The following is a 13,446-nucleotide window of genomic DNA, read 5'->3' on the forward strand; positions in this document are numbered from 1 at the left end:
GTGTTTATGCAGCAGTGAGCAAGTAACCCAAAGTGGTTGAGCCGAAGTGTATAATCCGACCCACTAGTGCTAGTGAAGACAAAATTATGTTTGTACGCACTTCATGATGAATCCAGGTTTGCAGTACCCGATGTTTGGGCCGGAAATACAGTGTCCCCATTGTCGCCAGACTATTCCGGCGTTGACACTAACAGATACCTATTTGTGTTCTCGTCATGGCGCGTTTGAAGCTAATCCTAAAAATGGAGAGTTAATCCATTTGCAATCGGGGCGTCATTGGCGGAGGTGGAATAATGAATGGTATAGACAACATACTCATCCTGATGGTATTCGCTTTGAAATTCACGAAGCATTAGACAAGCTCTATACCCAAGGTTTTCGAGCAACACGAGTAATTATTGCTCGACGCTATCAGGAATTGATGAGTGGCTACTTAGAACGCAGCACGCCTTGGCGTTCTGGACAACCAGAAGCTACTGCGGCGCGTTTGTACGGTTTACCCGTGGAGTTTAGCCCTGATAGCTCAGATGATGCCTGTTGGGAAGTGATTAATTTTGACTTGGAAAAAGAGCCTGGTGTCCCTGTACGCTACCCTTATTTCAGGTTGTTTGAGTAAAGTTAGGAGTTAGGAGTTAGGAGTTAGGAGTTAAATTCAATTTATAACTCATAACTTACAACTCCTAACTTTTGTTATGCACCACGCTTCTATTCGGACTGCGAATATTCATCGAGCGATCGCTTTCTACGAACTTTTAGGGTTTACAATCTCAGAACGTTTTACCACAGGCTATACCTTAGCTTGCTGGATGGAAGGATTGGGCGGCAGAATTGAACTGATCCAAATTCCCGAACCAAAGCCAGCCCCAGATGCGTTTGCTGACGAGCATTATGTAGGGTATTATCATCTTTCGTTCGATTTAACTGAGATTACACCAGATTTACCTAGTTGGTTGACAAATTTACAAGAACGTGTACTCTTGGCGACTGAGAGTCAAACCGAAGGATTACAACCGTTGAAGGTGCTTTTAGAACCAACACAACAGCAAATAGGCGATCGCATTTACGAAGTGGCTTTCATCGCCGATACCGATGGCTTACCTCTGGAATTCATTCGGGTTTTAGCAAAACTCCCATAATTTAGCTTTTTTATGACCTTTGTTGTTAATATATTGTTTTTCTGTATTGTTACTGAAGTCACAGATTTTTTTGCCAGATTAAAGTGTAGTCACTCACGAAAATAATTATGTAACTTAATTTACAGATAAATCTGCTAAATACATGTATGGATTTTCCAAATTTTATTCTAAGTTTTATAAATATCCCTTGCCGTTATTACTTTTAAGTTTATGGTTAGTAGCTGTTTTTTTGTTGAGCGATCGACCTGCTCATAGCCAACATACAGCCACATCTAATAAAGAAAAATATCAGTCAAGCTTGTTAGCAAAAAGAATAATGCCCTCAACACTGACAGAAAATGTCCGTAAGACAGTGCTGGAGAATGGTCTAACTGTCCTCACAAAAGAAGTGCATACTGCGCCAGTGGTGACGGTGCAGGCTTGGTATAAAGTCGGATCACGCAACGAAGAACCGGGCGTGAATGGCATTGCCCACCAATTGGAACACATGATGTTTAAAGGTACAAAAAATCGTCCGATTCAATTTGGACGTTTGTTTAGTGCTTTAGGTAGTGATTCCAATGCTTTCACCAGCTATGACCAAACTGCATATTACGGTACTGTGGAACGAAACAAGCTGAAAGCGCTCTTGGTGTTGGAAGCAGACAGAATGCGAAATTCCCAGATTGAGCCGGAGCAATTAGCCAGTGAAAAGCGGGTAGTAATTTCCGAGTTGCAGGGTTACGAAAATAGTCCAGAATATCGCCTCAATCGCGCTGTCATGAAAGCGGTGTTTCCCAATCATGCTTATGGGTTGCCAGTAGGTGGCACTAAAGCTGATGTCGAGAAGTTTGAAGTTGAGCAGGTAGAAAAATATTACCGCAATTTTTACAGTCCTGATAATGCTGTCTTGGTGATTGTTGGAGATTTTCAAACAGCCAATACTCTCGAAACAATTAAAGAAGTATTTGGCAAATTACCCAGGCAGGAGGCAGGAGTTATTTCTCCCTCATCTCTATCACTCAACACTCAGCACTCAACACTCAACACTCAGCACTCAACACTCAGCACTCAGCACTCAATACTCAACACTCAGCACTCAACACTCAGCACTCAACACTCAGCACTCAACACTCCCATCGTATTGCGAGAACCGGGAGCAGGGCGACTGTTACAAGTTGTGTATCCGCTACCTGATGCAAATCAACCAGATGTGCCTGCGCTGGATGTGATGGATTACATCTTGACAGAGGGACGGAATTCTAGACTTTATCAGGCATTGGTGGAATCAGGTTTAGCGAGTGAAGTTACAGCATCCGTTACCAGTTTGCGAGAATCTGGCTGGTATGAGTTGTTGGTAACGGCTGGAGCTAAACAAGATTTGAAAAAAATTGACTCAATCTTGAGTAGTGCGATCGCCAATGTAGCAGAAAAAGGTGTGACATCTGAGGAAGTAGAACGAGCCAAAACTCAATTAGCAGCAGATGTAATTTTGAGTAACCGTGATATCACCTCTCAAGCAATGCGATTGGGTACTGATGAGACAACTGTTGGTGATTATCGCTATACAGATCGCTATTTGGCAGCTGTTCGTTTGGTGAAGCCGACGGATGTCGTTGCTGTGATTAACAAATACCTGACAAAAGAAGCGCGGACAGTTGGGTTTTTTGAACCAACCCAGAAGCGGATAACAGAAGTTGCTGACAAACCACACTCAGCCCAAACTACAGAAAATTTCTCTCCTGGCGCACCTGTGCTTTTTTCTGAGGTGATGAAATACTTACCACCTGTGGATTTGGCTACAGATGCGATTGCCCAAGTCTTACCGCAGGAATTTAAATTGACTAACGGATTGCGGATATTGCTGTTACCAGATCGGAGTACTCCCACCGTTACCTTGAGCGGTTATATTCAAGCTGGGACAGAATTTGATCCAGAGAATAAAGCTGGATTGGCTGCTTTTGTGTCAGATAATTTGCTAAATGGCACTAAGAGCAAGGATGTTTTAACTATTGCTAAAGTCTTAGGAGAACGAGGGGCAAGTCTAGACTTTCAAACCTACCGCGAAGGTGTGCATATCGAAGGTGATAGTTTAGCAGATGATTTGCCGATACTCCTGGAGATATTGGCAGATGTTGTGAAAAATAGTACCTTTCCAGCCAAAGAGTTAGAACTGCATCGCCAGCAAACTTTAACTGATTTGCAACAGGAATTAGATGAGCCATCAGAAGTAGCCAGAAGAGTATTTGTTCAGTCAATTTATCCGAAAAAACACCCCTTACATACCTTTCCCACAGAGGAGAGTTTACAGCAGATTCAGCGCCAGGATGTGATTGATTTTAAAGCTAAACATTATCGTCCAGATACAACAGTGCTAGCGCTGGTGGGAGATTTCGATCTAGACAAAGTGCGATCGCTGATTAAAAATAAGTTTGGAGACTGGGAAGTTAGCGGCCAAGCACCGACATTAAAATATCCTCCGGTGGCAATGCCACAGAAAATCGTCAGTGTCAACCCAGTTTTACCAGATAAAGCCCAAGCTGTAACTTATATGGGTTACACAGGCATTAACCGTTACGATCCTCGATTTCATTCAGCCTTAGTATTAAACCAGATATTGGGAGGCGATACCCTATCTAGTAGACTAGGTGCAGAAGTGCGCGATCGCCAAGGTTTGAGCTATGGAATTTATAGCTCCTTCCAAGCTCTTAAGAATGTAGGGACATTTTTGATCGAGATGCAAACTAGTCCTGAAGATAGCAGTAAAGCGATCGCTAGTACCCGCCAAATGCTACAGCAAATCCATCAACAAGGTGTCACAGCACTAGAAGTAGAAACAGCTAAACGCACCCTCATCAGCAGCTACAACGTTTCCCTAGCAAACCCAGAGGAATTAACAGATAGAATTCTGATGAATGAGGTGTACGGACTAGATAAAGTAGAATTGCACTCCTTCACTGATAAAATCCAGAAAGTCACCCTTACTCAAGTTAATCAAGCGGCTCGTGAGTTACTCCACCCAGATCAAATCGTAGTCGTTACTGCTGGGCCATCTGTGTTAGCAGAGAAAAGTATTAGATAGAGATAGGCACTGGGCATGGATAATATAAAGAATAGGTAAAGTGGTTTTCCCCGCTACCTATTAATTGTTATTGCTCATTAGCATTGCCTTTTGAGAATTAGTGATGAAAATTTATAACTATTTTTACGAAATTGTAATTAAATCCCTTAGTTTTACACTTCCTACTTGGGTACAAATATTACGGCGTAACTACGTGATATTAACGTTACTTCTAGCTCTAAATTTCATCGCTGCTACTCCAGCAATGGCGGCGAATAAGTCTTTTGATTTGCTCAAGCAACCAGCTACAGAAATTACAGTTAGCTTGGGTAATGCGGCTAACGAACTCAAATTTGAGCCAAATCATTTGGAATTTGAGGTTGGCAAACGCTATCAACTACGGCTTACTAATCCTAGCCAACTGAAGCACTATTTTACTGCTAAAGATTTTGCCGATGGCATCTGGACACAAAAAGTTGAAGCAGGCAAAGTAGAGATCAAAGGAGCCATTCACGAACTGGAACTTAAGCCCGGTGCTGAAGCCGAATGGGTATTTGTGCCCTTGAAATCTGGTACTTATGGCTTACGTTGTACAATACCAGGACATACAGAAGCAGGTATGATTGGAGAAATTGCCATCAAGAATTAAAAATTAAAGATAATTGAGTTAAATTCTCTGCGTAGCTCTGCGTTTACCTTTGCGCCCTTCTGCGTTTAAATTTCAACCCTCATTTTAAACAAAACTGTACTAACTCTCATAGTGCGTTCTGAAAAATAGCTTAGGACGTTTTTGATTCAAGTCCAACACATAAGGAGTATGCCAATATGTTATTCTATATACATTAGCGTCAAAAATAGAAGAATCCCTATCAGGGATTAAAATAACTTAAATTATAGATATTATTTCTCAATTAATCTAGAGAAAGCATTGATACTTCAGCGTCACAGCCACCAGTAATTATTAATTTCCCATGAACATTTTCAGTAACTTACTTTCTCAAGCGACTCAACCTGCACCTGCGAAAAAACAGCGCCGAGGAATTGAAATTAAATCGCCGCGTGAAATTGAAATCATGCGGCAATCATCGGCAATTGTCGCAACTGTCCTAAAAGAAATTTCCGAGCTAGTAAAGCCAGGAATGACAACAGCTGATTTGGATGCTTATGCAGAAAAGCGCATCCGCGAAATGGGTGCAACACCGAGTTTTAAAGGATATCACGGTTTTCCAGGTTCTATTTGCTCCAGTATTAATAATGAAGCAGTACATGGCATTCCTAGCCCCAAGAAAGTGATTCGCGTCGGGGATGTATTAAAAGTAGATACGGGTGCTTATTACCAAGGCTTTCATGGTGATTCTTGCATTTCAATTGCTGTCGGTGAAGTGACAGAAGAAGCGGCTAAATTAATTCGTGTAGCAGAAGAAGCTTTATATAAAGGCATTGAGCAAGTAAAGGCTGGTGTATACCTGCTTGACTTAGCTGGAGCAATTGAAGATCATGTGAAATCTAACGGCTTTAGTATAGTTGAAGAGTTTACTGGACACGGTGTCGGTCGTAACCTGCATGAAGAACCTTCAGTATTCAACTACCGTACTCGTGAGATGCCAAATGTTAAACTTCGAGCGGGGATGACGCTGGCAATTGAGCCAATTTTAAACGCAGGTTCTAGACACACGCGGACATTATCTGACCGTTGGACAGCAGTCACTATGGATAATTCTTTGTCTGCTCAGTTTGAGCATACAGTTTTGGTGACAGAGACTGGTTATGAGATTTTAACTGACCGTTCTAAGCTGTAATTCTCAGTTGTAATTATCTGTTGTTGAGAGAGGTAAAGCGTTGAAAGAGGGCGATTTACCTCTTTACTTTTTTAACGCAATTTGTAAAATATTCAATACCTACTATATAGTAATCCTATCTAATTTTTCACAAATGATTTAGGAATGCTGACTAGTCACCGCATAATTAGTTTTATAAATAGAAAGCATCTCTTTAGCTTGGACAGAGACAGACGTACTCTCTGGAATAGCTTCTAACAAATTAATTGCTTGCTGCCATTTATCTTGTGCTTGCTTTCGACTTAGTTGTGAATGAGGTGAATTTTGAACAAATAAATTAGCTTCTGTTGCTAGCTTGTGGGCTGATTCTAAGTTTCCTACAGCTTTCTTTTCAATTATGACTCTTTGGCTGATAGATTTATAGTTAATTTGATAGTAAGCTAATTTCTTCTTTGCTCGGTTATAAAGTGATGTTTTAGCAGGAATTCTATCTAACAAAATTATTGCCTGATACCATTTAGTTTCTGCTTGTTGCCAGACCTTTAGAGGATGCGGTGGCTTTTGAACCAGAGAAGCAGCTTCCATGCCAAGTTTTTGAGCAGATTTAAAGTTGGCGATCGCTCTGCCATCGTCTATGACGAACGCATTTGTTTCTTGAGTTAAACTTAGATTTTGCTCTCTAATTTTCAAACCAGCAAAAGTTAAGATTAATAAACTTGAAGCGATAATCAAAGCTGAACGTATTATTTTTGGTGTTGAAAACTTTGGTACTATTCCTACTTCCTGGCTACTACTTTCCTGTTCAATCTTTTCCAGGGCTTGTTCTCCCTGTTGAGTTAAAGTATTAGCCTGAATAATTAAAGCAGCAATTTGCTCTTGGAAATAATCACAATCATTGAGAATATCTGTCAGTTCTTGAAATTTTCTTTCACTCGATATGATTAATTCGTGGTCATCGTCTAACCACTCTAAAGCGAAACCAGATTTACCATAAAAAGCTGAGACACCTAATAAAATATTTAATAGATTGCGACTATTTTTAATAGTATCAAAAATATAATTTATTTTTTGCTGTAATTGTAATAGTTGTTTTTGAGAATCGCTATTTTTTTCAATTTGATGTTTTAAAATATTATAGTTAGCCAAAGATAAATCAATTTGTAAGCTGTCATTCAAGGTTTGAAATTCATTGGATATACTTAAATTAATAATATTAAAATTTAGTTGATTTACTAATTGAATATCACTAAGAATATCAGCAGCTATTGCTTGCAAAAAATAACCCCATTCAATCCAATTATCAAGTTTTGAGTTTAAATCAGTTAATGAAATTTTAGTTTCTGAGTTTCCAAAATTTTCTGCGATCGCTGGATCGACTAATCCCAGATTAGGTATAAATAAAGTAGCTGCTGCGCTCAATCTAGGAAGTGTAGCAATCGCAGAATTATTGATATGCTCAAATCTCAATTCCTGAGCAATTAATTTTTTAATATTCCGTAGCTGTTCCTGAGCATTATTGATTAGGATAATTTGTTCCATAATTTGATTAGAATCGCCAAGAGTCAGTTTTAAACTCTGAATTAGTGTTGGCAATTCACTAACAAGTATTTCTAGGTTAGCCATAAATACCCCTTGGGGATTTGTCGAAAGTTTATGCGGAACAATTAAAATGGCTTGAGTAAGAATACAACCACGCCTATTGCATCTGAGCATCCTAAACAAGTCACAAATCTTAGGAGCTATAAAATGTATAGTTCCCGGAAATCCTGCTAAAGTAACAATTTCAGTTTAAAAATCCCAGATAAAGAGAAAATTACCCATTCACTAACCTATGAATGAAGTTGATTTAGCATTTACCCCAGCATTAGAGTTGGCGCAATTAATTCGTCGCCGGGAAATATCACCGTTAGAGTTGGTAGAAATATATTTAGAACGGATTGGGCAATTAAATCCCCAATTAGGAAGTTATTTTACAGTGACGGCAGAATTAGCGATCGCAGATGCCAAAGCCAAAACAGAATTATTGACAACTACCTCAGAACTACCGCCATTTTTTGGCGTGCCGATTTCCATTAAAGACCTCAATGCTGTAGCAGGTGTTACCTGTACTTATGGAAATCCGGCATTACTGAACAATATCTCTAACTATGATGATGGGGTTGTAACGCGGATTAAGCAAGCTGGATTTACTATTCTCGGTAAAACAGCTACTTCCGAATTAGGTTCTTTTCCCTACAGTGAGCCTATGGGTTTTCCCCCAGCGAGAAATCCGTGGAATTTAGAATACACCCCTGGCGGTTCCAGTGGTGGCGCAGCGGCGGCGGTAGCAGCGGGACTGTGTGCGATCGCTCAAGGTTCTGATGGCGGTGGTTCAATTCGGGGGCCTGCGGCTTGTTGTGGTTTGGTGGGACTTAAACCATCCAGAGGCAGGGTGAGTAAAGCACCCGTAGGCGAACGCCTCGCTGGAATTGCCGTCAACGGGCCAATCGCCCGGACTGTTGCCGATGCTGCTGCCGTTTTGGATGCCATGTCTGGTTACATGACAGGCGATCCTTACTGGTTGCCAGATCCCGAACCATCATTTCTCGCTGCAACTGGGACAAAACTTGGTGCTTTGCGAATTGCCTTTGACACTAGTATTTCTCCTTTGGGAGAAGCTGACGCCAACTGTCAGCAAGGTGTCCGCCAAACAGTCCAGTTATTAGAACAACTTGGCCACCACGTTGAACAAAAATCCCCAGATTTTAGTGGTTTAGTTGAACCATTTCAAATCGTTTGGCAAGCTGGAGTAGCTGCATCAGGACTTCCTGTTGAAGCTTTGCAGCCATTGAATCGCTGGCTATTTGCACGCACAGGTTCTGTTGGAGAATACCTGCAAGCAGTTTCCCAAATGCAGGTAGTGGCACGTCAGATTGTGGCGTTTTTCGATACTGTGGATGTGCTGGTATTGCCAGTTTATCTACATTCACCTATTCGCGTTGGGGAATGGGCTTCGCTCAGTCCAGAAGAGACATTCCAAAATATTATTGAGTGGGTTGCCCCTTGTCCGCCTGCGAATGCAACTGGACAACCTGCGATCGCAATTCCTGTCGGCTTTGATAGTAAGGGTTTACCCATCAGTGTCCAGCTAATTGGTAAACCTGCCGCTGAAGCCACAATCATCAGCCTAGCAGCACAATTAGAAGCGGCTAACCCTTGGATTCATCATCGTCCAGCCTTGGCAATATCGGGCTAATCATGCAGGCATCTCTGGAACAACTTTCGCAAATTATTGTGTTTGCGGGTTTAAAAACAGCAGAGAAGATCGGTTTGCAACCTTACACCCAGGTGCAGCACCATCGTAAAGGAGAAATTATTCTCCATGAAGGCGATCGCTTACCAGCAAAGCTCTACGCTGTTGTCAGTGGATCAATTCAAGTTACCAAAACAGCAACAACGGGGAAAGAAACAATTCTCCGTGCCTTAGCTGCTGGGGAAATTTTTGCGGCTCCTGCTTTGTTAGGAAATGGAATTTCTCCAGCAACTGTCACTGCTGAATCTGATTGTGAAATCCTCACTGTAGAGCGAGATGCTTTATTAAAAGCTATTGGCGAAAATCCTGAAATTGCCTTACGAATGCTGATGGTTTTTAACAGTCGGATTCAGCAATTACATGAAACAGTCCACGGATTAGTTTCTGAGAGAGCTATTGTTCGCCTTGCGAGATTGATTCAATATTTTGCTACTGAATCTGGAACTGAATCTAGTCCACAAGGCGAGTGCTTAAAAGTCAAATTATCTTATTATCGGATGGCTCGAAGTAGCGGCATTACTTACGAAGAATGCGTGCGATTAATTAAAAGTCTCAAGTCAGTAATTGTCTATCATCGTGGTGGGACAATTACTATACTTGATACTGAGAAATTAGATGCGATCGCATCTGGAGATATAGATTAGTCAGGGCGCACAGATGTACGCCCCTACACGTGGGGGACAGCAATTCAGACTGCTACAGCGACTCTATCTTGTTCGCGTGCAGCAACAACTAAAACTAGACATAGAGCTGCGATCGCTTTTTGCCATTCCTGCTGAACTTGCGCGTCTTCGACACCTTCAAACATCCCTATCAAGCGGGGAATAGAAGCTTCTAAAGCCGGACGAGGTACTGGACGGTGCAACTCAACCAAATGAGTTAGACTTTCTTGATTATGGAGAAAACCAATTACCCATGTTGTTGTGTGATCGGGACTATCAGGAACCCGCTTTACTCCCAATTCATTTTTTAGCCAGTTGTAAAAAGGTGGTAATTCCTTAGCTAAAACTCCTCCTGCTGTGGGTAAAGTTTCTTTAAGCAAATTGGTATCTAAGCTGTTTAATTCTTGTTGTAATCCAGGCGAATTTAGAACTTTAGTTAGAGGTTGTGATAGTATTTCTTCCAACTGAGCTTCAGAGAAATTTAAATTTTCAGCAAAAGTTAAAATTAGCGATCGCATTTTTTTAGACTCCATAATTAACTAATTTTTATCTGTGAATTTCTCAGAAAGTGTGAGCAAAAATGTCAGATTTTCTTCCGCTTTTAAGGCATGAGGTGCGTTAGCAGGCATAAAGACAAAAATCCCATGTTCAAGTTGAATATCTTCTCCAGATAAACTGAGTATACCTCTGCCTTCAATTACATTAATGGTGGCATTCCAAATAGAGGTATGCTCAGAAATATCAGTGTTAGCTGCGAGACAAAATAAAGTGTATTGACAAGCGTTATCTTTCAGCAGTACTTTGCTGAAAACTCCCGCACTGGGATATTGAATTTGTTCTCGTAGTTGAGTAATAAAAGATGGGTTAGTTATGATTTTGGTCATAGTATTTTGGGATGATAAACCGTAAGCAAGGCTGATAATCCTTCAAGGATTATCACTATTTTTCAGGAGATGGTTTTAGTGAATAAATTATGTTACTGAGCAACAGCACACGAAATGATGTAGCCTAATTCGTGTTGGTATTTATGAAAAACTTGATGAATTTCTAAAACTCGGTTGCGGATATCTCTTTGCATCAAGATATTCCAGAAAATTCGAGTTGTGTTAAAAAAACCTTCATCTTGAAATATCCGCCCTAAATTCAGTAAATTCATTGAGTCAGTTTGGCATTTCTGTATTTGCAATCCTGCTGTTACAAAAGCCGTAATCCAGTTTGATTCTGAAAGTGGTGTAGAATTAACTCGAATTACTCGTGCTAAGTCAGCATGAATTTGTTCTTCTTTATCACTGGCTAACAGTTCATGGGAGAGAAATTTACCTCCCCGTTTGAGCCGATTATGAATTTCAGCTAAAATCTTGGTTTTTCCCAATGGGGATTGCATTGTGAGAATGGCTTCTGCCAATACATAATCAAACTTTCCTGAGATTGCCTCTAGGTTGAAAATATTACCTTCAATTATTTCGACTTGATTTTCTAACCCAGCAGCGCAGATATTAGCACGCGCACTAGCTACACTATCAGGATTTTTTTCAATGCCTACTACTTTCACATGGTAGCTTTTTGCTAAAGCGATCGCACTATATCCAAAGCTAGAACCTAGCTCTAAAACTGTCTCTCCAGGTTGAAAATTTGCCCACTGAAATAATTTCTCGGTGGCTATTCGTCCACCAGGACGTAAATATTTTTTACCCGCTGCTGCTAATACTTCGTGCCCGTTAGCTGTTTGGAAATTGAGGATAGTATTGGTCATTTGTGCGACCCTCTGAACTTGTCTTATCCTCAATTTCTCAGTAATTTATGATATTGTCTTTGAGGTAGCTCATAGAAGCAGTATTAGAGGTTGTTTGAAAAGTAGTTTGTAATTTTAATCACATTATCACCCCCCTTAATTCACCCGATGCATTGGGGGGAAACAAGAAAAATCTGGTTCCCTCCCCTTAGAAAGGGGAGGGTTAGGGTGGGGTAAAAAATATTTGATACATCAATTATGACTTTTCAAACATCCTCTTAGTTTGCTTTCCATTCATGCTCAAGGAGCGCGTAAAGAAAGTTGTCATACCATTTGCCTTTGATTAACTCTTTTTCCCGCAGATGACCCTCACGACGCATACCAATTTTTTCTAATACCCTTACAGAAGCAACATTCTCTGAAACACACCAAGACCAGATACGATGCATTCTCAATTCTTCAAAGCCAAACTTTAAAATTGCCTGTGCTGCTTCTGTTGCATAACCTTGTCCCCAATATTGAGTATTTAGTTCATAGCCGATATTTGCTTCCCGCATTTCCGGGTCATTTACACGGATACCACAATTGCCAATCAGACGATTTTCTTCTTTGAGGACAATAGCTAACTGAAACTTAGTCCGAGGTTGCTCTTTTTGCTGTTCGATAAACATCTGGAGAAATTCGCAAACATCCTTCTGTGTGCGTTGTGTCCAGTAACTATAACGCAAGTACAAAGGATCAGATTGATAAGTAAAAACCGCCTGCCAGTCTGCCTCTATCAAATCACGCATTAGCAAACGGTGTGTTTCTAACATCATGTATTTCTTCTATGCGCTTAGTACAAGCAATCTAATAATTTTAACTTTTACATTTTGCACCTTGAGGAGTAGCATCGGGATAATAGGTAATGATCGCTTTTTCTTTACTTACAAAAACCGTAGTGAAAAACTTTCCCGTTTCTTTGTCACGTACATTATAAATACATGCTTCCTGATTATTACCTTGGAGTTTAAATATTTTGGTGGCATCTAAAAGCATTTCTTCGGCATTACTGAGATATCCATAGCCTTTAATAACATCTGTTACTGTGCGATTTTTCTGTTTAATTACTACACCCATTGTATAAATTACATTAGGAATAACTTCCTCTCGTCCTTGATTATTTGGCAAACGTCCGCCTATACCTTCATTTTGTAACTGTAAATATCTGCCGTAAAAATGCAAGCCACCAATATCTTTGGCATTATATATTTCGCCACAAAATATATGTTCAAACCCCTGACGTTGGAACCAAATATTTGTTAAATCTTCAAGAAATTGTGCTTTATTCCTACGTCCAGGGCGCAGTTCACCGCCGCTAACTTGCTGAATTTTCTGCAAGACATCTGGGTAATAAGATAACAATTGTTTAAAATTATTAGGACTAACTCTTGTACCAATAGGGCCGCAAAGTTTTAGTACAGCCTTGTCAAAAGGATTGAGCAGCGGTGGAGGTGGCGTGATATCTACCTGTTGCCCTGCGGGAAAGCGAACAGGAACCGGGTTATCAACATTATCAAAAAACGGCAAAAGTTGCGTATTTGACTGAGCCTGAACTTTCACTGAATTTTGCCAGCAAAATGAGGAAACCAGTAGTAAAAAAGCAAACAAATTTATCATCTGCTTTGACCTATCGGTTAGAAAATTTGGCTGCATAAATTTTTAGATGAATTACTTACATGGCAATACTACATCAAGTTTAATTTAAGGGATAGCATACTTTATAAAAAACCCGGCTTTTTTAATAAACCGGGTTGATAAAGTTCT

Annotated in this window: 13 protein-coding genes; 7 read left to right on the forward strand and 6 right to left on the reverse strand. The window is 40.4% G+C overall.

Annotation, left to right across the window (positions count from 1 at the left end):
- The first annotated feature begins 103 nt into the window (after positions 1–103).
- The 5 genes from RMY16_RS19135 (at position 104) to map (ending at position 5,975) form a co-directional block, all read left to right on the forward strand.
- Entirely contained in the window at positions 104–616 is a 513-nt protein-coding gene (locus tag RMY16_RS19135) for a TIGR02652 family protein (protein WP_322737747.1), read from the forward strand.
- A 76-nt stretch (positions 617–692) separates the two neighbouring features.
- Positions 693–1,136: a VOC family protein gene (locus RMY16_RS19140; protein WP_322737748.1), complete on the forward strand. Its 444-nt coding sequence runs from the start codon at positions 693–695 to the stop codon at positions 1,134–1,136.
- A 142-nt stretch (positions 1,137–1,278) separates the two neighbouring features.
- Positions 1,279–4,197: a pitrilysin family protein gene (locus tag RMY16_RS19145; protein WP_322737749.1), complete on the forward strand. Its 2,919-nt coding sequence runs from the start codon at positions 1,279–1,281 to the stop codon at positions 4,195–4,197.
- A 103-nt stretch (positions 4,198–4,300) separates the two neighbouring features.
- The gene (locus tag RMY16_RS19150; RefSeq protein WP_322737750.1) at positions 4,301–4,825 is read left to right on the forward strand and encodes a plastocyanin/azurin family copper-binding protein; all 525 of its coding nucleotides are present in this window, start codon (positions 4,301–4,303) and stop codon (positions 4,823–4,825) included.
- Positions 4,826–5,147: 322 nt separating this feature from the next.
- Entirely contained in the window at positions 5,148–5,975 is an 828-nt protein-coding gene (gene map / locus RMY16_RS19155; RefSeq protein WP_322664819.1) for a type I methionyl aminopeptidase, read from the forward strand.
- A gap of 138 nt (positions 5,976–6,113) precedes the next feature.
- Here the strand turns inward: map and RMY16_RS19160 are convergent, their stop codons facing one another.
- Positions 6,114–7,577, reverse strand: a complete 1,464-nt coding sequence (locus tag RMY16_RS19160; RefSeq protein WP_322737751.1) for a hypothetical protein — start codon at positions 7,575–7,577, stop codon at positions 6,114–6,116.
- A gap of 208 nt (positions 7,578–7,785) precedes the next feature.
- Between RMY16_RS19160 and RMY16_RS19165 the strand changes: the two genes are divergently transcribed.
- Positions 7,786–9,189 (forward strand): amidase, encoded by a 1,404-nt coding sequence (locus RMY16_RS19165; RefSeq protein ID WP_322737752.1) that lies wholly within the window; start codon positions 7,786–7,788, stop codon positions 9,187–9,189.
- Positions 9,190–9,191: 2 nt separating this feature from the next.
- Positions 9,192–9,890 (forward strand): Crp/Fnr family transcriptional regulator, encoded by a 699-nt coding sequence (locus tag RMY16_RS19170; RefSeq protein ID WP_322737753.1) that lies wholly within the window; start codon positions 9,192–9,194, stop codon positions 9,888–9,890.
- A gap of 44 nt (positions 9,891–9,934) precedes the next feature.
- Here RMY16_RS19170 and RMY16_RS19175 read toward each other — a convergent pair whose 3' ends face one another.
- From RMY16_RS19175 to RMY16_RS19195, 5 genes are all read right to left on the reverse strand, one after another.
- Positions 9,935–10,426: a hypothetical protein gene (locus tag RMY16_RS19175; protein ID WP_322737775.1), complete on the reverse strand. Its 492-nt coding sequence runs from the start codon at positions 10,424–10,426 to the stop codon at positions 9,935–9,937.
- 21 nt (positions 10,427–10,447) lie between these two features.
- The gene (locus tag RMY16_RS19180) at positions 10,448–10,792 is read right to left on the reverse strand and encodes a cupin domain-containing protein (RefSeq protein WP_322737754.1); all 345 of its coding nucleotides are present in this window, start codon (positions 10,790–10,792) and stop codon (positions 10,448–10,450) included.
- Between the two features lie 92 nt (positions 10,793–10,884).
- Entirely contained in the window at positions 10,885–11,661 is a 777-nt protein-coding gene (locus RMY16_RS19185) for a class I SAM-dependent methyltransferase (RefSeq protein ID WP_322737755.1), read from the reverse strand.
- A gap of 257 nt (positions 11,662–11,918) precedes the next feature.
- Positions 11,919–12,458: a GNAT family N-acetyltransferase gene (locus RMY16_RS19190; protein ID WP_322737756.1), complete on the reverse strand. Its 540-nt coding sequence runs from the start codon at positions 12,456–12,458 to the stop codon at positions 11,919–11,921.
- 40 nt (positions 12,459–12,498) lie between these two features.
- Positions 12,499–13,299 (reverse strand): EndoU domain-containing protein, encoded by an 801-nt coding sequence (locus tag RMY16_RS19195; RefSeq protein ID WP_322737757.1) that lies wholly within the window; start codon positions 13,297–13,299, stop codon positions 12,499–12,501.
- Positions 13,300–13,446: the final 147 nt, after the last annotated feature.

The sequence above is a fragment of the Nostoc sp. DedQUE12b genome (genome assembly GCF_034530835.1).
In the GTDB taxonomy this organism is placed as follows: domain Bacteria; phylum Cyanobacteriota; class Cyanobacteriia; order Cyanobacteriales; family Nostocaceae; genus Nostoc.